The organism is Flavobacterium johnsoniae UW101 (genome assembly GCF_000016645.1).
GTDB classification, from domain to species: Bacteria; Bacteroidota; Bacteroidia; order Flavobacteriales; family Flavobacteriaceae; genus Flavobacterium; species Flavobacterium johnsoniae.
Genome location: NC_009441.1, coordinates 4475909 through 4497623, shown reverse-complemented (window position 1 = coordinate 4497623; position 21715 = coordinate 4475909). Strand labels below are relative to the sequence as shown.

Annotated in this window: 18 protein-coding genes; 5 read left to right on the top strand and 13 right to left on the bottom strand. The window is 36.4% G+C overall.

The features are described from left to right. Nucleotides 1-74 precede the first annotated feature (74 nt). Entirely contained in the window at nucleotides 75-1256 is a 1182-nt protein-coding gene (locus FJOH_RS19650) for an AhpC/TSA family protein (RefSeq protein ID WP_012025770.1), read from the top strand. A 380-nt stretch (nucleotides 1257-1636) separates the two neighbouring features. Here the strand turns inward: FJOH_RS19650 and FJOH_RS19645 are convergent, their stop codons facing one another. From FJOH_RS19645 to FJOH_RS19635, 3 genes are all read right to left on the bottom strand, one after another. Next, entirely contained in the window at nucleotides 1637-2218 is a 582-nt protein-coding gene (locus tag FJOH_RS19645) for a hypothetical protein (protein ID WP_012025769.1), read from the bottom strand. Next, nucleotides 2202-2990, bottom strand: a complete 789-nt coding sequence (locus FJOH_RS19640) for an alpha/beta hydrolase (RefSeq protein ID WP_012025768.1) — start codon at nucleotides 2988-2990, stop codon at nucleotides 2202-2204. The genes FJOH_RS19645 and FJOH_RS19640 overlap by 17 nt, the downstream gene beginning before the upstream one ends. An 87-nt stretch (nucleotides 2991-3077) precedes the next feature. Continuing rightward, on the bottom strand, nucleotides 3078-3692 hold the full coding sequence (locus FJOH_RS19635; protein WP_012025767.1) for a Crp/Fnr family transcriptional regulator: 615 nt from the start codon (nucleotides 3690-3692) through the stop codon (nucleotides 3078-3080). Nucleotides 3693-4544: 852 nt separating this feature from the next. On the opposite strand from FJOH_RS19635, the gene FJOH_RS19625 reads away from it, so the two are divergent. Further along, entirely contained in the window at nucleotides 4545-4730 is a 186-nt protein-coding gene (locus FJOH_RS19625) for a hypothetical protein (RefSeq protein WP_044047933.1), read from the top strand. 554 nt (nucleotides 4731-5284) lie between these two features. After that, entirely contained in the window at nucleotides 5285-7765 is a 2481-nt protein-coding gene (locus tag FJOH_RS26325) for a PAS domain-containing sensor histidine kinase (RefSeq protein WP_159436647.1), read from the top strand. A gap of 8 nt (nucleotides 7766-7773) precedes the next feature. Here the strand turns inward: FJOH_RS26325 and FJOH_RS19615 are convergent, their stop codons facing one another. Further along, nucleotides 7774-8232, bottom strand: a complete 459-nt coding sequence (locus FJOH_RS19615; protein WP_012025765.1) for a response regulator — start codon at nucleotides 8230-8232, stop codon at nucleotides 7774-7776. A gap of 537 nt (nucleotides 8233-8769) precedes the next feature. Between FJOH_RS19615 and FJOH_RS19610 the strand changes: the two genes are divergently transcribed. Beyond that, nucleotides 8770-9147, top strand: a complete 378-nt coding sequence (locus tag FJOH_RS19610; RefSeq protein WP_012025764.1) for a response regulator — start codon at nucleotides 8770-8772, stop codon at nucleotides 9145-9147. Here FJOH_RS19610 and FJOH_RS19605 read toward each other — a convergent pair whose 3' ends face one another. The 6 genes from FJOH_RS19605 to FJOH_RS19580 form a co-directional block, all read right to left on the bottom strand. After that, entirely contained in the window at nucleotides 9148-10050 is a 903-nt protein-coding gene (locus tag FJOH_RS19605) for a magnesium transporter CorA family protein (RefSeq protein WP_012025763.1), read from the bottom strand. It abuts the gene before it with no gap. A 201-nt stretch (nucleotides 10051-10251) separates the two neighbouring features. After that, nucleotides 10252-10923 (bottom strand): SRPBCC family protein, encoded by a 672-nt coding sequence (locus FJOH_RS19600; RefSeq protein WP_012025762.1) that lies wholly within the window; start codon nucleotides 10921-10923, stop codon nucleotides 10252-10254. A 28-nt stretch (nucleotides 10924-10951) separates the two neighbouring features. Further along, nucleotides 10952-11176 (bottom strand): hypothetical protein, encoded by a 225-nt coding sequence (locus FJOH_RS19595; protein WP_012025761.1) that lies wholly within the window; start codon nucleotides 11174-11176, stop codon nucleotides 10952-10954. A gap of 238 nt (nucleotides 11177-11414) precedes the next feature. Continuing rightward, nucleotides 11415-11903 (bottom strand): SpoIIAA family protein, encoded by a 489-nt coding sequence (locus FJOH_RS19590; RefSeq protein ID WP_012025760.1) that lies wholly within the window; start codon nucleotides 11901-11903, stop codon nucleotides 11415-11417. Nucleotides 11904-11983: 80 nt separating this feature from the next. Continuing rightward, nucleotides 11984-12742, bottom strand: a complete 759-nt coding sequence (locus FJOH_RS19585) for an SDR family oxidoreductase (protein ID WP_044047931.1) — start codon at nucleotides 12740-12742, stop codon at nucleotides 11984-11986. 78 nt (nucleotides 12743-12820) lie between these two features. Then, nucleotides 12821-15010 (bottom strand): hypothetical protein, encoded by a 2190-nt coding sequence (locus FJOH_RS19580; protein WP_012025758.1) that lies wholly within the window; start codon nucleotides 15008-15010, stop codon nucleotides 12821-12823. A gap of 588 nt (nucleotides 15011-15598) precedes the next feature. Between FJOH_RS19580 and FJOH_RS19575 the strand changes: the two genes are divergently transcribed. Continuing rightward, nucleotides 15599-15844 carry a hypothetical protein gene (locus tag FJOH_RS19575; protein ID WP_012025757.1) on the top strand — a complete coding sequence of 82 codons (246 nt, stop codon included), beginning with the start codon at nucleotides 15599-15601 and terminating at the stop codon, nucleotides 15842-15844. Nucleotides 15845-16027: 183 nt separating this feature from the next. Here FJOH_RS19575 and FJOH_RS19570 read toward each other — a convergent pair whose 3' ends face one another. From FJOH_RS19570 to FJOH_RS19560, 3 genes are all read right to left on the bottom strand, one after another. Then, the gene (locus tag FJOH_RS19570) at nucleotides 16028-16606 is read right to left on the bottom strand and encodes an IS3 family transposase (RefSeq protein WP_012025756.1); all 579 of its coding nucleotides are present in this window, start codon (nucleotides 16604-16606) and stop codon (nucleotides 16028-16030) included. Nucleotides 16607-16670: 64 nt separating this feature from the next. Beyond that, nucleotides 16671-17831, bottom strand: a complete 1161-nt coding sequence (locus FJOH_RS19565; RefSeq protein ID WP_012025755.1) for an IS3-like element ISFjo2 family transposase — start codon at nucleotides 17829-17831, stop codon at nucleotides 16671-16673. Nucleotides 17832-18210: 379 nt separating this feature from the next. Further along, a complete protein-coding gene (locus FJOH_RS19560; RefSeq protein WP_012025754.1) occupies nucleotides 18211-21702 on the bottom strand; it encodes a T9SS type A sorting domain-containing protein in 3492 nt (1163 codons plus the stop codon). Nucleotides 21703-21715 lie beyond the last annotated feature (13 nt).

Sequence of the window (21715 nt, the reverse complement as noted above, 5' to 3'; positions counted from 1 at the left end):
TGCCAATGCAGTATTTTTAAAAAAAACTGCTTTTTGACTGTTCTGAAATCAACTGTTTAGAAAATACAAAAAAAATGTTCAAACCGGCTCTTCTTCTTTTTTTAGTTTCCATTTCTCTATCTGCCCAGAAATTAGGCAATAGAACCGCATTCGAACTAAGGGGTGCAGGTAAAGGATTAAGTATTGATAAGATCTACCTGGTTTACGAAGTTGGCGACAAAAGAATTTATGACTCAGTTAAAATAGATAATAGCAAATTTATTTTGAAAGGAAATATCGATTATCCCATTAGAGCCACTTTATGCAATAATCGAGAGTTTAGTATGAGCAAAAGTAATTCTATAGAATTGTTCCTTGAACCAGCGATAATGGAAATTAAGTTAGATTTTTATGATTTTTCAACAGCAGAGATGAAGGGCAGTAAAACACAAGACGAATATTCCCAGCTTCAAAAAGTAAAAAATGTCGTATTTAGTAAAAGAGATTCTATCTCATTGCTTATAAGATCGTATTTTGACAGGATCACTGCCGCCTCAGACCCGCAGATTAAATTGGAACTGGAACATCAATTGGAAATTTTGGAAAAGCTGTCAGATGAAAATAAAATCGCAGAAATGGAGATAGATTTTAATTTTATCAGACAGAATCCATCTTCGTTTACAGCGCCCTCTTTACTTTATTACAGATTGGCTAAGAAAGAAGGGCTTTTACATTCTGAAACTATTATATCTCTTGCTGATGGGTTGTCAAAAGAAGTAAAAGAATCTCCGTTGGGAGTAAGGCTTTTTAAAAGGATTTCTGATTTTAAGAACAGTAAAGTGGGAAGCATTGCTCCTGATTTCATATTAAAGGATTACAATGGACAGATAGTGTCTTTGGGTTCCTTTCGGGAAAAAAAATATGTTCTGATAGATTTCTGGGCAAGTTGGTGCGGGCCTTGCAGGCAAGACCTGCCTTTTCTTAAAGATGCCTATGAGAAATATAAAGATATGGGATTTGAAATTATCAGCATATCGAGAGACAATAATCTGAATTCATGGAGAAAAGCAATAGTCGATGAAAAAATAGGATTTTGGAAGCATATATCCGTTGCCGAAAATCAGACAAAAATGGAAGATAATTACCTTGTTACGGCAATTCCTGTCAAGATTCTGATTAACAAACGGGGCGAAATAATTCGACGATGGAAAGGTGGTGGAGATGAAAACAAAATGCAATTAAAAAAAATACTTGAAGAAACTTTTGACAGAGATTAGATTCTATAAAACATTTAGATAACCCCCTTAATATACGACCGAAAACTTTGCGTATCTTTTTCAGTATTTAGAAAAAGAAGAATTGCCAATTGATAAATGAAAATAGTTTTTATGCAATGCTTTATGTTGGTCTTAAAACTAAATTAACCGATTCTGCACCCAATTAAAATTAAGACTCTATTTCTCCCATTAACCTCTTTGTGGATATCGGGTCCACTTTTGTCCTGACGGATGTTGTTCTTCTTTGTATAAAAAAATGGTAGTGTGCAGATTAGATATTTTTATAGTTTAACCGCGCAGCTAACTGAAAAAGAGAAGGCCTGCTGGCCGTCTCTTTTTTGTCTTTCATTTTACATTTTAATGAAATTTAGAAAAGAACATTAATGAATAAACGTTGTAGTCCAGCCTATTCCAAACTGATAACCTGATTGCGCCTTGTCGACTATTAAAGGTAAAAAACCATATACTCCGATATAATTGTTGCGATTGATCTTATATTTTGGAGCAAAAAGTAAACCATAATTTATAAACACTTCACAGTTGGAGTAATCTGTTTCAAATCCTGCACGCTTATTTACCAGGGTTCCCTTGGTATATGCAAAACTGGCACCCAGAGGAACTTCGAAATTTAATTGTATTTTGGAGAAATTTAAAGAATAGCCAAGGTTTATTGCAGGCACCAGTCGCATGTCAACATCATTCCTTAAATATGCTAACGGTTCTGATTCGCCTTTAAAATCAAAATAAGCAGCAAGAAATATTCCTACTGTAAAATAATGTTTGCTTTGGGATAAGGGTACTGTATACTTGCTATACACACCATAATAGATGGCTTCATCACCGGCTATAATTGCCCCGCCTTCTATTGAATTATTGTTTTTTCTGCCGTTTTGAGAGAAAGTAAAATTAAAATACAATAAAGTAAAAATAACAAGAACGCTTTTTCTAATTGCTGAACACATAATCTAATCCCTTTTTAAATCCTTCATTAACAGCACCTGAATGGCCGCTTTTTTTAATATATTCTGATTTGTGCTTAAAGTTTGAAAAAGACCTGCTGTCTAATGTATTATTCATTTGCTCAAACGATCCCAGTGAAACACCTCCTTCCAGAGTTCCCATGCCATTGAAAAATTTTACCGGCAGATCAGTATGTGTATCTGCATATTTTTTTTCGTATTCGAAAATAATGCCTGAGTCATACCAATAGGATGTTCCAATAGCCACAAATTTGTCAAAAGGGTTTGATATTCTGTCCTTAGCCATAACGTACTGAGTAAATAACCCTCCAAATGAGTTGCCAATCAATGTTTTATTGTTGGACTTGTCTATATTATATCTTGCCTCTAATTCAGGAATTAATTCATCTTTTAAAAACAGATAAAAATTGTCAGCCCCGCCTGAACCTTTGTCATATGCAGTGGGTGTGTAGTCTCTATTTCGTTTTTCACTGTTGCCGATGCCAATAAATATCGATGGTGGCATACTGCCCCTTAGGACTTTGTTTGAAATTAACTCAGAAATAGTATTAAAGTGCAAATCACCATCCAGACCAATTACTAACTGATTAACTGATTGCGGACTATAATTTTGCGGCAGATATACATAAATAACGTAGTCTTCTTTATGTATAGTTGATTTTAAGACAAACTCTTCAGTTGTCCCAATGATCTTAAAATCCTCAGCTCTACTGCAGCTGATTAATAAAATCAACAATAATGAAATGTATCTCATGTGTGTAAAAGTTATTATTTTTTTTACAAAAATAGAGTAACTTTATACAGTAAAACTTATTCGAAATCAAGAAATTCCGATAAGATGCTAAGTCTTTTTTAGGTACTTTTTTTTAACTCTGCTATATGTTTCAGGAGTTAAACTCAGATAGTTGGCAATTAGTTTTTGAGGAACTTCTTTTAAAAAATCCTCTGATTTTGCGATTGAAAGTAAAAATAATTCAAATTTTTTATAAGCATTTTTATATTGTAATACCAAAGATCTTTTTTCTCGTTCCAAATGAACCTGTTCATATAATTTAGTGTAGATGTAACAGAAATCGTGGTTTTCCAGCAGTAATCTCTCAGCATCAGATTTTTCTATATATATGATTTCTACATCAGTTAGAGCTTCTTGTATTTGGTTTGAAGGACTGTTTTCTACATAGCTTGTAAAACAGTTATAGCTCATGCCGGCAAGAGAAAAATCGATTGTGCATAAATTGCCATCCACAATTACATACTGATGGACAACCCCTTTTAATACTAAACTGGTTTTAGTTTCAATTTGTCCTAGATCTAAAATTATTTCATTTTTTTTGTAGGTCTTCTTTTTACAGATTTTTGCAATAGGTTCAAAATTTTGGTTTGATATCGAGTGAACCTGATTAAAAAAATTAAACAAAATTTGCTTTTCTGATGATTGAATGTCGGTGTGATTCATTTAGTTTGCATGTATGAAACATTTTTGGGATTACGTGCTGATTTCAATTTCGCAAATTACAAAAGCTTATCTGCGGCAGATGAATTTAGAAAATTATCTAAACACCAGTTTTTATAAAATCGTCATTACTAAACAATTTAAGTCCAAAAAACGAATGATAATTTCCGATGATGCAAAGTCATTTTGTGCCATTGTTGTTCATTTTTAGATCTCGGTTAGTCTGCAAGACCGTCGATGTATTGCAGCTACATCTCAAAGATACACCGTTTTTTTATATTGTTTTAGTATTATTTTAAAGGAAAGAAAATAACAGTAAAATGATCAAACTTACTTTATTGATTTGGTGTATAATAAAAAATGTAACCAATTGGCGACATCTGTCTGAGTGACCTTACAAGGATTCGAAGAGTGTTTTCACTGGAGATTTGAACCTTTTAATGTAATTATTCCTTAGTTAGTTAGTTAGTTAGTTAGTTAGTTAGTTAGTTAGTTAGTTAGTTAGTTAGTTAGTTAGTTTTTCTTCTCTTTTAGATTTTTTTTAGTTTTTGTTTTGTTTTTGTTTTGTTTTTGGCCAGCGATGGGGGAGTTGGGAAAAGAAAACTTTCCCAACCTTTTACATCACAGAAGCATCTATCTAGGTAGAAACTGGAAACGAAAAAATCGAATGATTATGAATCCCTATCTGAAGGTTTTAAGCATGAATTAGACGAGGTCACTTTAGAAAAAATAAATGAAGTTAAAAAAGATAGCTGGACAATTTTTTCGTCAGATATTACAAAACTTGACTTTAAGAATTTAGACACTAAAAGATTATAACTAAGAATAATAAATTTAATTGGAAAAGATTCCAAAATGAGCGATTACAATATAGAAGGCACACCTTTCAGCGTTAGTTTTTCAGATTATTTTGATAGTCAGAAAGCTGAATTTAAGATCATTCAAGAAAAAGAAGCATATCCAAAAGGAAACGAATGTAATAAACGAGTTAATGTATTGATTAACAATATTTTAACTCGTTTATTTGTTTTTATTTTGTAATATTTTGCCTTCTACTTGCCGATGCAGAAATTAGCACTTCTGTATTTACAAGGGTTTTTAATGGTCGAGGTACAACTGAGGTACAAAAATTTAACAAAGGATTACAAAATAAATACAAATAAAAAATCGAAATTAAAATCTGATATAAGGACTTTTTGATCTATATTTTTAAGAACACATTAAACCAGTGGTTAAAGCAAATTTAATAAATTTTTTATGAAGATACTTTTTGATAATTATTTAGTTTTCAAAATACTATTTCTTTGTGTCTAATATAATGGTTATGTTTTTTTGCAATGTTTATCTTTTTAAGAATGTGGGTGGATCTGTCATAATTTACTGTTTGATTTGTTAATCATGTGTATGAAAAAAGATATTTCGATATTTTTCGAAACTTATATTATTTCTTTACGGTTTTATAAAATTCCCATTTTTACTTTGAAGAAAGCTTGATTCATGGTGTTTTAAGATGTAATTTGCTAGTGCAGATATTTTGAAATATTGCGGGTATGCCAAAATTGCACTACTTTTAGAGCTGAACCAAATCTATGACCGTGAACACAGAAGACCAATTGCCTGAGTATTCATTTTTGAAAAAGGGAGGTGAAGCCGGATCCATTTTACTGCAAAAAGACTGGAGCATCACAGCTCTGGGCACTCCGAATAACTGGACGGAAAGCCTTAGAACCGCTGCTGGAATCATGTTTTCTTCACGTGTGCCCATGTTCTTAGTCTGGGGTAAAGAAAAAACTCTTTTGTACAATGACCCTTTTATTATATTCCTTAGAGAAAATAATAAACATCCTTATGCATTAGGAAAAACACTAACAGATGCCCTGCCCCAGGATTGGCTGGTGGTCTGCGATGCGGTGCAGGGAATTATTGAAAAGGGAATTTTAAAATCCGAATCCAACATTACTGCCACAGTAATGAGAAACGGATTGCAGCAGAAAGTATATCTTACTGCAGGTTACAGTGTCATAACAAATAAAAACGATACCATTGAAGGCGTTTTTGTGACCTGTCTGGAAAATTCTGCCGTTATCCCGGATATGATCGGTTCAAGTTCTGTCCGTTCGCAGCTTAACAGCCTGCTGATGCAGTCGAATGCAGGAATTGCACAGGCCAATATCCAGGGGCGCGTTGTGGAAGTGAATGACCGCTACTGCCAGATGCTAGGGTACAGCCGTGAAGAAATCCTGCTGATGAATTTAGGTGAGCTCACTCATCCGGATGATTTGCAGCGAAATATGCTGTTGTTGCAGGACTGCATTGAAAACGGAAAAGATTTTTTAATTACCAAACGTTATATATGCCGTGACGGATCCGTAATCTGGGTTAATAATAGCATTTCAGTTGTTATGGACCAGCTGGGTGAAAAGTACATAACGGCCATAGCTATCGATATTACTGATCAAAAAGAAAAGGAGGAAAAACTGCTGGCTAGTGAAGCTCATTTACAGCTTTTAAGAGATACAGTGCCGGCCATGATTTTTTATCTTGACCAAGAGCAGCGCTATGTCACTTACAACACTGTTTTCAAAGAGTGGTTTTCCATTGAAGGCGATCAGGCCGTTGGGAAAACTGTTCGGGAATTTTTGGGTGAAGCCGCTTATGCAAAAACGCTTCCTCATCTTAAAATAGCTTATGGCGGAAAACAGGAAAAATACGAAATGTTTGCGCCGTCAAGAATGGGAATTAAAAGATGGCTCAGTATCGTTTATACACCCCACAAAAACCCTAAAGGAACTGTTGTGGGACTTATCGTGCATGCTACCGATATTACGCAGAGTAAACTGGCAGAATTCGCCCTTCGTGAAAGCGAATCAAAGCTATTGTCTGCCGTAGAGGTGGCCCAGCTGGGTACTTGGTCGCTGGATATTGCTACGGGTATCAGCACCGTCTCGCAGCGCCATGCCGATATGTTTGGACTGAGCGGTACTGTGATGCCGGCCGAGGCTATCAGGACTTTGATCAGACCTTCGGATTATAAACGTGTAACGGAAGCCTTTTTAGGAGCCCAGAAGCAAGGTTCTAACGGCAGTTACGAGGCAGAGTATAGAATTATGCATGGGAAGAACGGCAGGGAAAAGGTTATTCATGCCGTTGGACGGACCCATTTTGATGAAAATGGAAATGCTTTGTTTATAAGCGGTACTACTCAGGATATTACCATTTACAGGGAATTGCAGCTGGCGTTGGAAAGCGAAGTAGAAGTGCGAACCAATGAACTTGCTGTTGTTTTAAAAGAACTTCAGGAAGCCAACAAAGAGCTTGAACAATCTAATAGAGCTCTAAAACACTCCAATGAAGAGCTGGCACAGTTCGCCTATGTTGCCAGTCATGACCTTCAGGAACCCCTGCGCAAAATTCAAATATTCGCTGCCATGCTGCAGGATGGGAATTCAGGAAGGGATCCAAAGACGATTATTGGCAAAATAACTGCTTCAGCGGCGCGTATGAGCCAGCTGATCTCTGATCTGCTTGCCTTTTCAAGACTGATCCAGCCTGAAAAAAATCTCCAGACAGTGGATCTTAACCGGCTGATGGAAAGCATATGGACTGATTTTGAACTGACAGTTACCGAAAGTGGAGCCGAATTAGATTTCGATAACCTGCCTGTGCTGCAGGCTGTGGCATTACAGATGAACCAGCTGTTTTATAATCTGGTAAGCAATTCGCTTAAATTCATTAGTCCGGACAGGACTCCGAGAATAAAAATAAGTTCAGTGTTGCTGCCTTATGAGCAGGCCGCCTTACTGAGCAGTTCGGTACTGCTTTCTGTAAACTACTTCCATATATCTTTTATTGATAACGGTATTGGTTTTGAAAAAGACCACGAACAGCAGATTTTTGAAATTTTCAAGCGCCTTCATGTTCAGACGGTTTTTCCGGGCAGCGGCATCGGTCTGGCATTGTGCAGGAGGATTGTTATGAACCATCAGGGTTTTATGTACGCTGAATCTCAAATTGGACAGGGAAGCACTTTTCATATTTTCCTTCCTGACCTACCTGCCGGAGAAATCCAGTACTAGTTTTTATCTTACCTTTTGTAAAGACTGTAAATTTTCTCACTTGTAAAAAAGTTGTTTTTGGTCACAACGTGACTCTGCCAGTCTATTGAAATTACATATTCAAGGGATTTTTTTAGATCTTTCAATGAAATTGACTTCTGTACATAAAGCGAAGCGCCAAGATCCAGGCATCTGTTGACAGTATCTGAATTGTTGGTTGTGGAAAGAATAATAACCGGTATATTTTTAAGGTTTTCCGCTTTTTTGATTTCCTGAAGAACTTCAAATCCGTCTTTAATGGGCATATTCAGATCGACGAATATAACAGAGGGATATGGCGGCGGGTTTTCCAGCTGCAACAGCATCTGGTCACCAAATTCAAAAAGACTGATTTTTTCACCGATCTGCTGGGTTACTTCTTCAAAAAACATTCTGTCATCCTCATCGTCATCCACATAAAATATTGTTGTACAGGTGTCTACTGCCATAAAATTAAATTCAGTAGGTAAAGGTAAAATTTTTGAACTGATTAACTAGTAAAACTTTACATTTTTGACTGGTTTTCAAACAGTGAAATTTCGCTTTTAATCTAGACATACATAAGCTTTTAGAGAGTGGCTGCTCTTTCGAAAAGAGTGCACTGGCAGCGATTTCCATGTTCGTATTTTTGCCGATAATGAAATAGGGATGGACAGCTTGCTAGGGAAAGATTGTTGCTATGTTCCAGCACTTTCACCTAAGGGAGAGTGAGGTAATGGGATCGGCTTGATTTATTCAGACGTATAGTCGAAAAACATAACGGGGGTGTAAGTTTTACCAGTACTCCCGGTGAGAATCCTACTTAGGGATTTATCTTCCCAAAAATTTAATCGGAGGTTCTTATGTTGGTGCTTTTAAATATATTGGAAACTGTGTTGAATTTGAAAATATTTTTTTTTCTATTTTTACAATTACTGCAAACCCCAGTAAGATAAAATACGTATTTATAACTACTGCGGTTAAATAAAGCAGTTAAAATAAAAGTCATGTTATATAAAAATATTTTACTGATTGACGATGATCATGATGATGCTGAATTGTTTCTGGAAGCCGTTGCTTCTCTTAACAAAGAAATTTCAATACGATGGATAGCAAGCCCTCGGGCTGCAATGGAAGAATTAATTTCATCAGAATACCTTCCGGATCTTATTTTTTTGGATTATAATATGCCCCTAATTAATGGAGGGGAACTGCTGGAAAAGCTAAAAAGTAATAACAGGCTTTCCAGTATCCCTGTAATTTTAATATCAACCCCATCTGAGGAATTCATGAAACTGAAGCTTGAACAAAATGCAATCATAAAGTACTTTAAGAAGCCTAACAGTTATTCAGAACTTATTGCGATACTCGATTCAATTTTGTAATCAAAGCCATTTCTTTCTTTTAAACCAGAAAAAAATCAAAATAGATATAACAAACATTGATATAATGGTGAGAGGGTATCCAAAAGGCGATTCTAATTCAGGCATAAATTTGAAATTCATCCCATATATTCCCACTATAAAAGTAAGCGGCATAAAAAAGACCGAGAAAACCGTCAGGATTTTCATAACATCATTAGTTTTACGGGCAGAGAGGGAAAGATAAATATTGAGCAGGTTGTTGGCATCTTCCTGTACCTGATCATAGAGCAGGACCAGCTTGGTATGCAGGTCACGTACATCACGCTGCGCAGGACGTTCTTCTCCCTCCGCTTTGATCGAGTTTACCACTTCGTTGCTCAGCAGGAGCAATTTTTTGTAGAGCCCTGCACGGTTTTTCAGATAATAAATGTCTTCGATCATATCATCGGGTATATTTTTCTTTAAAAACAGGGTGGATTCATAAGAATCAATATCGGCAGATAGTTTCATGGCAGGTTCTTCAAATGAACGAAGGGCATCACCCACAATATGTATGGCAATTCCTGAAGCAGATTTTATTCTTCCTGTACTAACCAGGCTTTCCCTGATATTCTTAATCAAAGGCTGTGCACAGCGGTGTATGGTAATAATAAACTTATCAGTAAAAAACACGGCAATTTTGCTGCTCAGGCTTTGTATGGTGGGAAGTTTCTGTTTTTCGTCGTGCAGGAGCCTGATAATAAAAAAATGAGTATCATTATGCTCTTCATATTTTGGAAGATGATCTGGATCGAGCGAGTCGAGCAGGGCATACGAATTCAGGCTGTATTTACTGCTGAATGATTCAATGTCTTGCTGTGTAGGATTGTATATATCAATCCAGGTGATCTCAGTACCTTTTATCTGACAGCTGCTTAGTGCCATAATCTTTTTTGTTTGTATGGTGAATTGGCAATAAGACGTATAAGACGGAATTCTACAATATTTTTCATCATGATTTTATAAGTAGAAATTTTTCTTTTTTTATTAATGTTTTTATTTAAAACCAGACAGGAAGTAAAAACCTTTTGAAATCCTGATTCAAAAGGTTTTAAGAAACAATCAAAAAATCTTGTTTATAACTGTTTATTGTTTGGTTTCAAGGTAAGATTTAAATCCTTTAATATCATCGCGTACGATTTTCTCAAAAATAGGGTTCAGCAGTTTTGCTGCACCTTGACCGGCAATTCCCAGAGGGGCACGATAAGATATGGTGATGTCTATTTCGGTGGTGTCTCCATGAGCTTTGAACAGTACTTTTCCAAAGTTTTTAACCGGCGCATCATGGGTAGACTGCCAGCTTAACATCTTTTCCTTTTGGTCTTTAATGATTTCCGCTTTCCAGCTCAGTGATCCAATGCCTGCTGGTCCTTTAGCGGTCCATTCTGATTGTGTACTGTTGATTGTTTTCACTGATTCCAGATGGTTCATGAATTTTGGAAGATTCTCTAAGTTGCGCCAAAAGCCATAAACCTCACTAATAGGTTTATTGATAGTAATATTGGTCCTAATATTAACATTAGAGCCTTTGTCATTTTTAAGATGATCTACAGCGCTGTAAATTGGGCAATAGCCGCTGATACCTCTGGCAAGCATGGCGCCTCCAGATGTAATCTGCGAAATGTTTTTCTTTTCCTGGGTCAAACCTTTGTACAACAGATAAGATCCTGCCGCTGTCATAAGGATGCGTTCAAATGGAGAAACATTTATATTGCTTTTTGAGCTTACTTTTCTATTGGATATAGTTGAAGTGTGCATAGCTTATATTTTTAAAAATTATATACTGTTAACTATTAGTTGCGGCGCTTCCTGTGCTTCCGGCACCTCCAGAATTGTTGTTGCCGCCTTCTTTTTCATAACGGTCAGGATCTGTTCCGTCTTCATCACGCTCTTCGCCCCAATCTCCTGTGTTGACATGCTCATTTGGATTCTTATCTGCAGCTGCATTTAACTGTTGGTGGTACGGACATTTTTGAAGTTCCTCATTGCTGTAATTATGTAAATTTTTCATGACTATTAATTTTAATATTTTAATAATCCTAAATTAAAACAAGATGATGCTTTTCAGATTACATGGTAAATTGTTTTTTTTATCAAATTACCATTGCATTGCAGACACATTTTGGTAAAATTATTAGAAGTATAAAGTAATAAAAGCAATTACCGGAAGTATAACATTCTCAATACTTTTCTAATCTTTTAAAAAATAATATGGCATCAGATATAAAATGAGATTTGTAATATCTAAATTATGGTTTGTAATTATAATCAATATCATCAGAATCTGAATAGCCGTTAGATTGATTTTCTTCACCTAAATCATCAGGATCAATAAAGGGTTCATTTCCTACTTCCTGTGTATTAAAAACCGGAAGTTCTTTTCCCTGAACCCAGTTTAAAGCCTCCTGAAAACTTTCTTTTTTATAACATCGAAATTCGCCTGATACAATGTACCGAAATGAATTGGTAAAAGAAATTGCTTTTTCACATTCTGTTACCACAGCTGTACGATTCCATTTTCCAAGATTACGAAGTCCGATCAGAGTATCCTCAAGCCAGGCAGAAGTATTGAAATTTTCGACTTTGTTATCAATTAAAAATAAAAAATTGATCTCGTTGATTCGTTTCATTAAAGCTGTTATAGAGGGAATTATTACTGTTTTGTAATCATATGCCGTAATCTCACCGACAGTTTTAAAAGCCGCTGCGTTGTCTGATGTTTCAATTTTTAGGATCATATTGAATAAAAATTAAATCTATTTTTCTTTGGGGAACATTTTAGCTGCTTTATAAAAATCAGCAATGCTTCCTGGTTCAATTAAATAAGCTGAAGATGAGGTCTGATCTGCATTGTTACAATATCACATCTTTTGGGCTGGGAAAGACAAAATAATGTACTCATTGCAATATCGTATGCTTCAAGCATCTCCATTTTTTCTATCTTCTCTTCCTGTTCTGCATTGGTTCCGGGCTGCATGTCGCTTGTCACCGCTCCCGGTTCAATTAATGAAACTTTAATTCCTAATGGATTTAATTCCTTTCGCAGCGAAGTGCTGAATCCTCTTATAGCAGATTTAGTTGCTACATATATTGTACTTTTTGCTTCTTTACTTTCTGCACTCATCGATCCGATATTGATAATATGTCCTGATTTTTGCTGCTTCATCCTTGATGCTGCTTCCTGAGCAAATGCGAGATAACCGGTAATATTGGTATCTATAATATATTTATAATCATCATAGCTTTCGTTAGTTATTCCTGGAGCTCCCAATGCCGCATTGTTGATGAGGATGTCAATGCCGCCGAGTTCATTGTCTGCTATTTCTAAGATTTTCTGAATATCTTCTTTTTTAGTGACATCTGCTGGAGTACCGTAAACTTCGCTTCCGGGAAATTGTTTTTGAATATCTGCAACGGCATTTTTGAAATCCTTCTCATCTCTTCCAAAAATCAGCACCCTGCCGCCAAGTGATACCAGTACATCGGCAATTGCTTTTCCTATTCCGGTTGTTCCTCCTGTTATCACTATTTTTTTATCTTTTATGTTCTGTCCAAAATAATCTGTTAATTTTTCCATTCTATATTTTTTTATAAAGTAATTACTATTTATTGTTTGAGTATTGCGCATTCTGCCATTTTGATACTTTGCCTTGATTCAATATTCCCATTTAATTTTAACCAGACCTCTGCCTGAAATTTTATAGTCATGTATTTCTGCAGTCTTGTGGAAAGCACTGAGAAGTTTCTTATCCTGAAAGACAGTCATTTTAATACTTCTCTTACCCAATTTCAGTATTTTCAAATTGCAGCACATTTCCTTATCGCCGTCAAGATGGATGGTAATTGATTTTCCTGTCTTGCTTTGGTGCATAATGGGATAGTCGATAAAAATTAAAAAGTCTTCATCGATTTTGATGTATTGTCTTGGTACCACGCCAAATGCCATTCCGGCACCGTAAACTTCCTGACCTACCTGACCGCTTTTTTCCCAGCCATTGTAGAGATCTTCCAAAGGGATCCACAAATCATGCTGGAGCTCACCAGTTTTTACTTCATCAGAAAGCATTTCTTTCGGAAGTAAGGGAGGATAGTAGTAGGCAATCCTGTTAACGGCATATTTAACAAACTCAGGAATGAGTGTCTTTACTGCAGGCAGTAATTGCACATCTTCGGCCTGAATTAAATATTCTGATAAAGCGGCATATACTTCCAACTCTTCATATGCAGCAGTGTAAGGCGCATCATTGAGCGGAAATATCGAAAAGAAATTGGTGTAATTTTTTCCAAATCCATACCTGCAGTCATACAGCTGTACATTTTTAAATAGCCCGGCAAGACATATATAACTAAGATCGAGATATAATTTTTTTGAGGTAATTTTATATAATTCTAACAAAGCGCCGGCAGCAAAGGCAGTATTATTGGCTTGGTATAAAATAGAAACGCCGAGATCCTCTAGTTTTTTTGCCGCTTTTTCAGCTTCTTTTAAATACCGTTTTTCTTTTGTCAGCTTATATACTAAAAGCATTAAATGAGTGTAGGAACCCGGAACATCATTTTCTCCTCCGGCTCCGGGTGCAGTTTCTTTTTTTATAATTTCCAGTGTTTCCATGTTGTAAAATACAGGCCATTTATAATCAAAATGATGGGCGGTCCTGATTACATAATCAATAGAATCTAATAGAAGTTGCTCAGCTGTTTTATTACCATGAAGCGCCAGTCTTGCCAAATTCATAAGCGGATGGTGGAGGTACCAGGAATCCATCACCATTTCTTTTTTCTGTTCTTCTGAGCCATCCAGCAGCTGCGCAAGAGAGGGAAGCCAGCGGTTTATACACTTTATTTTTGGATCGTAAAATGCAGGAAGTCCTTTAATTAAATCATCACATACCGGTTGTTTCTCGCTGCTCCATTTTTCATATTCTTTGAAAGGAATTAGTACAGCCAGCTGCACCATACTTTCAGCGGGAGTTTCATAATCGCATAAGTAGGCATTTAGATACGGGATTCCGTTTTTTTGAGTCCATGCACCCTTATTATTTGTTAAATCGGTAATTACCTTTTTTGCAATGTCTGGCCAGTTGTTATATTCAATTTCAGGCTGTTGCAGCACTTTATATATCTTGACAAGATTGTTTAAAAAGTGTTCGCAAATGACAGCTGGTTTATTTACAACTTCAGTCTGCAGTATGACATAAGCATCTGAAAGGATAAAAGCTTTACCGGCAGGAAGAGGCAGTTTATCAGTGGAGGGCAGCTGAAAACCAACTTCAGGCCATTTTCCGCCAACTGTATTTTTAGATTCAGTTTGAGTAGCTTCACAATATTCAGATAATGAGGTGAGATTTTGGAAATAAAAAAACGACCCAGTCTTAGGTTTTGTTATGCTGGCAAACAATAATCCTGAGCGGGATCCAAATTGTTCCATATGAATTATACCATTCGTATTTTCAACACTTCCATTTTTTGTCAGTGGAATAATGTCACGGGGCCAGAATGGTATCATCAACGGAACAGCAGCCGTAAATGTGGTGGTATAGTGTAAGACAGGCACTGCTGTATCCGGAAAATTTATGCGGACTTCATAACTGCCAAGTCTTGAATCCAGAATAACCACAATACTATCCTGGTCATCAAATAGATTGGATAACTCAAAACAGCTGTTCATGGCAAAGGCGGCACGAAAAGCTATTTTTCCGCTATTGGGCATAATGGCTGTAATCCAGAGAGAATCACCTGTGTTATAAAGCTGATAGGTAAAGGAACTAATTTTTCTTTCTAAAAGTATTTCACTATTTTCAATATCTGCCTGAGCAGTCGCGCTCCAAGGGGTAACTGTATGCATAATGATAAATTTAGTTCGTTATATAATATGCTTAGTAATAAGCATCAGCCGCATTTAGTTCCTGCGGTGGAATCAATCTGGTATTAAAGATAAATTCCCGCTATCACCGTACCGAAAGAGATAGCCATAAAGTAAATGAATAGTCCGTACCTGCGTAAAAATGCCTCCATGATATTTTTATTTGTAACAAATTTCAGCAGAACCACTACTTTATTCTTTACATAATTTATTTTACATTTTATAAGATTTTGTCTAGTGAATCCAAGAACTGTATTCATAATATTATATTCAACTGAGTGGCAGGGTAATTTGTTTATTACGAGTGTATTACCAGTTTTCTGAATGTTTTGGAGGCAATGTTCTCATAAATATCCAAATAGAAACACGGCCTGCAGTTTCCATATGCGCAAGGAGTAGTCTATACTCTTATTTAAGGTACGGATGAAGCGTATAAATAGTAATAAAGAAAGAATAGAATATTTTTGGAATCTTGACCTATTTTTTTAACAATCTCTATTATAGCAGTAATTGCCTAAATTATTATATTTGATTAGAATAATTCCGATATAACTATACAAATCTTTCACAATGGAAAAAGCAATACAATTAAAAGTGAGAAAAGATTTGGACGCACGCCAGCAGCTCACTGTCATTAAGCTTAAAGGGAACCTGATTTCAAAAGGATATACCGAGATTATCCATATTCTAGATCAGGATGACGAGTACCATATCAACACTTTTGAAACGGATTCAGACAAACGTAATGAAGTCCAGCAGTATATTGCGGCTTTTATCGATCAGGAGAATCTTGTAGATACAATCACATTAAAGTAAATCCAATTTTCAAACCAGAGCCCGCCCTATATCAAGCCGACGGGCTCTGAACTTTAATTCTGATAAAAAGCATTGAGTCTTATTGGATTTAAACTTTCATTAGAAATAATATAGAAATATTTTTGATGACAAGACCTTTTTTGGTAATTACTTGTCTACAAAGTACTGCATTCTGAAAATATCTTAAACTTTGCATTCTAAGTTTAGTTCCTTCATGTATTTTTTTATTGTTTTACGAGCTACTTTATAGCCCAGATTTTGAAGTTCGACCTTAATCCGAGGCGTACCATAGCGTCTTTTTGCATTATGAAATATGATTACTATTTCTTTTTTAATTAATTTCTTTCTGGTCTTTTTATTTGAAATAGTCTGGTTTTTCCATGTATAATAGGTGTCTCTGTTAAAATTTACTGCTTCGCACATTAATCGTACAGGATATTCTTTTTCACTTTCTAACATAAAGCTAAATAGGATTTCATTTCCTTGGTCAATATATTTCAAAGCACTTTTAAAAAATTGGTATTTTAATTCAGATCTTTTAATTTTCTGTTCAAGTATTTGAATTTTACTTCCTTCTTTTAGGGGCTTGTCTTTTTCTATATTTGCATTTTGAGCTTTTTGAAAAGCTATTTTCCAATTGTAAATAGCACCCGGATAGAGCCCAAGTTCTTTTTCAAGTTTTCCAATATTCTTTTTTTCGCAGCTCAGCTGAACAGCTTTCTCTTTAAATAACTTGTTATATGATCTGCGTTGTTTTTTCATACACTTATGACATTTCAATTATGTTTTTAAAAGCAGGTACATATTAGTTTTGTATCCATCCATACTATGAATTTAAAGTGTTAAACTCTTCTATAGTTTTAAAATTCAGCGACGTGTGGATTCTTTTTTTATTGTACCAGTTTTCAATAAATTCAGATATCTGATTCCTCATCTGCTTTGGTGTCATGACTCTATTTTCACCTCTGATCAATTCCCTTTTTAAGGTGCTGAAAAAGCCTTCCGCAACGGCATTGTCAAAGTGGTTTCCTTTACCGCTCATACTTCTAATGCAGTTGTAGGACTCCAGTTTTTCCGCGAAGGCTTTACTGGCATATTGAACACCGCGATCAGAATGGAATACCAGGCCCTCCTCGGTTTTTCGATTGCGTACAGCCATTTCCCAGGCCGGTATTGTGGTTTTTATTGTGGAAAGTTCCGAGCTGATATTCCATCCTATTATTTTTCTATCATACAGATCCATGATTATGGTCAGGTATAGAAATCCTTTAGTGGTATGAAGATAGGTAATATCAGAAACCCAGAATTTACCAGGTTCGGAAACTGTAAAGTTTCTGTTTAGTACATTAGGTGGAGTGTAAAGACTGTGTTTTGAGTCTGTTGTTGTTATTTTAAATTTTTTTTTAATCCTGCGCAGTCCTAGAGTTTTCATATGAAATGATACTCTCCTGTGATCTATAGTAAAGCCTCGGTTGTTGAGCTCTTTTGTTATTTGATTCTTGCCTTTGAGCTTTTTAAAATCTAAAAAAATGGAAGTGATCTCTTTTCGTAATAAGATTAAATATTTTTTTTTCTCTGAAATACCTTTGTATTTCCAAGTTAAGTATCGGTTTGAACCAATACCTAAAACCTCGCACATTCGCACAACACCGTATTTTTTTTCATTGTCTTTTATAAATTGATAGGCTGGCAGGTTTCCCTGCAAGAGAAATGGCGCTCCCTGTTTTAAAATTTCAAATCTCAGTTCGGATTCCTTTTTTCTTTTTTCGAGCTCAAAAGTTCTTTTCTGATCCGGATGAACCCTGACAAATCCCGGTCCCTGAAAACTGGCGGTTCCAAACTGCTGAAATTCCTTGCGCCATCTGGTAAGTAAGCAGGGCAGTATCCCAATTTCTTCAGCATATCGCTTAAGGCTGTTTTTTTCATAGCTTACTTTAACTGCATTTATTTTGAAATCACGATCATATAATTTTCGGTTTATTTTCATAATTCAATTTCAGTTATTTAAATTATTAAGTTGTACCGTTGTACATTTTGGTTTTGAGGATAACTAGTTGGTATATTGAAGGTAGAGTAAAATACCAAGATGATAAATATAAAACGGACCTTTTTAATTCTGATTAGTTCACTTACAGTCACGTCCGGGACAGGGGGAGAAGGTTCATATCAAGATATTTGAGACCTCCTTTGAGTATAGGAACGAATAAAAGCAGTTTATTGCCGGTTTAATCAGCAGAAAAACCTATCGAGACGATTTCGTTTCAGTAACAAAGATTTAATTTAATCCGTTCAGAGTCTTTAAAAAAAGAAAACCTTTTGGGATCAACCCAAAAGGTTTTTTATCAAAATTGCTAGTTTCTTTTGTTTTATTTGACCAGAACCTGATGGCTTTCAGTCTTACCATCAACATTTATTCTAAGCACATAAACACCGAGCGGCAGAGCGGAAACATCAAGCTGGGCCGTGTGATTTTTAATTGTCACGGCAGATTTCAGATCACCTGAAATATTATAAAGTTCTGCGCGGATTAGACTGCTGGAAACCGGCCTGTAATTTTCATCTGCCAGATTTATATTTATAATATTACTGCTTGGGTTGGGATAAATTTTATAACTGGTTTGATTACCGGCAGATCTGCCCTCTATTGGTCCGATTGGTTCCAGTGGACCGGGATCTAAGAAACCAAGACAAGTGATTGCAACGCCTCCTGGAATTGAACGGACTACCCCGCATCGAGAGGTACAGGTCAGTGTGTAATCCAGAACAGGACATTCTATTTCATCTGCCATATATTGCGGAACCCAGAAAATATATATGCCGTTTGTTCTTCTTTCAATATTAATATTTACAGGAACACCTTTTATTTTAAAGTCAGAAAAGGTATACTCGCTGTCAGGATTATTGGGGTAAACCCACATATTGAAAATCAGATTTCCATTGGCAGGATAGTTGTTGTATAGATCGGTCGGATATTGGAAAACGGTTTTTTGCGCTCCAAAATATTGATTGTCTCCAATTTCTACATACTGAGTCATGGTTGAACCGTCTGTAGGGAAAGTTGCCGTAAGCTGTCCTGTTCCCGCCATTCCGGTATTTTCCTGAACTGTAACGGAATATCCAGAAGTAGAAAGTATAGTTAAGTTGGGCGTAACCGACCATTGTATTACAGGTATATCAGGACAGGTTCCAGGAATGGTGTAGGTTACTGTCTGGTTTTCACAGATATCATGAGGGCCTTCTATAGAAGATGTGTAATGTATATTTCCAACATTGATTGTTTTGGATATAGTTTTGTAACCGCATTCAGGACTGCTGAGTGTAAGGCTTAATACAATCTGACCCGTTGCTCTGGGAGCCAGCAGCTGAAGTGAAATTGAATTTGTTCCGTTTCCGGTAAGAGCAACCAGATTGGCGCCTTGCGTTACACTCCAGGTATAACTTTGGGCAGCGTTGGGAACACTATATACCGCTGTATTACAAAGCGAACTGCTGCCGCTGATCTGCGGGTCAGTGCATATGAAGGAACAATTTGATTGGATAGGGTTGGGAGAAGGATTTCCCACTGCATTAAGCTCAGAGGCCAGCCAGTCTCCGTTTCTTTTGTTAAAACTAATGTGAGGTTTGTTATGTGCAGCGGTGTTTGTATTGCTTATATCAGCCGTAAAATTTGCAAATGGACTGTTTTTAGGAGCCTGAGGCGGAATGGCGCCAATATAAGAGTTTGTATAATCAGCATTTGTCAATGATATATTTCTTTTTCCTATATCCAATGCACTTGCAGTTGGAATAAAGTTAAAACGATCTCTGATCATCACATTCAAATCAGGGATAGTATTGTTTGAATTTAGGTTTTTAGTATCATAATAACCACCTCCATAGGTATCAAAAGGCAATAAGTTTGAAGGCTGGTTTTTGCCAACGTTAGTGAAATCAACTGTGATTTTTACGAGCCAGAATATTTTCTTTGTATATGAAATTTTTCCTCTGTAGATTCTATTGCCTTCAGAGGCATACAATGACTTTGCCTGAAAATCCGCTGCATAGGTAGAATGTCCCGGATGCAGTCCCAGAAACGCTACGGTGTAAAAGTTACGGTTTATAAATTCACCGGCCAGGGTGCCTCCCAGGGGATTGATTACTAAACTTGCCAGATCTTCTAAAAAATTTAAACTTTTATTGTATTGAACATTGACGATGTCATCTCCGGGATTAAAATTCTGCGGTGTACCGCATTCACTTCCGTTGCTTATAGCAATATTGCGGCACTGAAGGGGATAACCTCCGCTGTTGGGCAGTCCTTTTGATTTTAATTCGTTGTAAAAGCTGGTATATTCGGTATTGTCTATGGCATAATTTGTATTTACAAAATTGGCAATTAACTGTTTGGAGGCCGGGGCATCAAGAATTGACAGCGAATTCACAACATTATATTTATCATCGGCAATGGGAATAGTTACTAAATTCCCCCAGGTAGTATTGCCCACCTGTGCAAATTGTTTGGTAATATGACGAAACATGTATTGAAGTGAAACCGGTATATTGGCTCCCTGCTGGGGTGAATCATGTGATATAAATAAACTGGTCTGATGATCTATGCCTCTTTGTTCCATATCAGCAAGCGCATATCGGGCAATTACACCGCCCATGCTTTGTCCCAAAACTACTGTTTTTGCGTTGGTTACTTTACGGGAATTTACATAACTGATTACCTGTTCGAGCACATACGCATTTCGCTGCATGTAATCTACCCCGTTATCCCAGTCAACGTAAATGATATCATAATGCTTGCCTTCCCCAAAAAGTAAGTTTCTCAATTCGATGCTGCTGGAATTCATTACAGAGGTTCTAAAAGTGGCATAATCCGTATTCCCATATGTTTTTTCTGGTTCCAGTAAAATGCCCAGGTCAAAGCCTTCTACAACAATTAACGGATTTCGGATTCCCAGACTTGGTTCCCCGGCATAATCTATAGTCAGTTTGGCAGAACCCGTCATGCCCAGATAAGGTATTGTTCCCGTTATCTGAACCGGTGATTCATTCGGATTTACTCTGCACAATTCGCATACAGGTTTTGGCGGCGGCCATATAAAATCACCGAAATTTTCTTCTCTTCCAATTTTCATTAAAGAGTGGCTGTACAGAGAAGTCCCGTCAGAGAGATTTAATTTATACTTCCAGATTTTAGTTCCTGTTGTGGTATAGGTTACGGTGATATTTTGATTCAACGGCACATTTACATAGCCTGAACCATTACTGAAATCAATTTGGATGCTGGATACTGAGTTTTGTGCATTACTTAAGAATATGCTCGATGGGATCCTTACCTGCAGCACTTTGCTGTCCTCCTGCATAACGCCCGGCGACATAGCAAACGCTTTCATTTCCTGATACGGATTCTGCCAGACACCATTTACAAATTTATCATAAAATATGTTGTTCGACAGTGTGAGTTTGTTGGATGAAAGGGCATTAGCGGCAAATTGTGAATATTTATAGAACAGACCGCTTACGGTCAGTACCCCGGATGTTTTTTCTGAATTCCACAGAGTATCGTATTCGGCAGGACTAATCCAGGCGGGGCTGGATGCCTGAACCCTGCTGGTAAGAAGGGTTTTATAAATCTGTTTTAATATTGTTTTATTGCAATAGGTGCTGTCGCTTAATATACCGTTAAAAGCAGGTACATTGGTAAATTCCATTCCATAATCGAGTAAAATTCCATTGGGTATTCTGGAACGGTCTAGAGAACCAAAGATCTGGTTCATTTGTGAGCTGAATGTTGTATTAATTTCTTCCTGTTGGGCATTCATGCTGCTGTAAAAGAAAAGCGTAAAAAAGAGAAGTAAAATTTTCTTCATATATTATATTTAA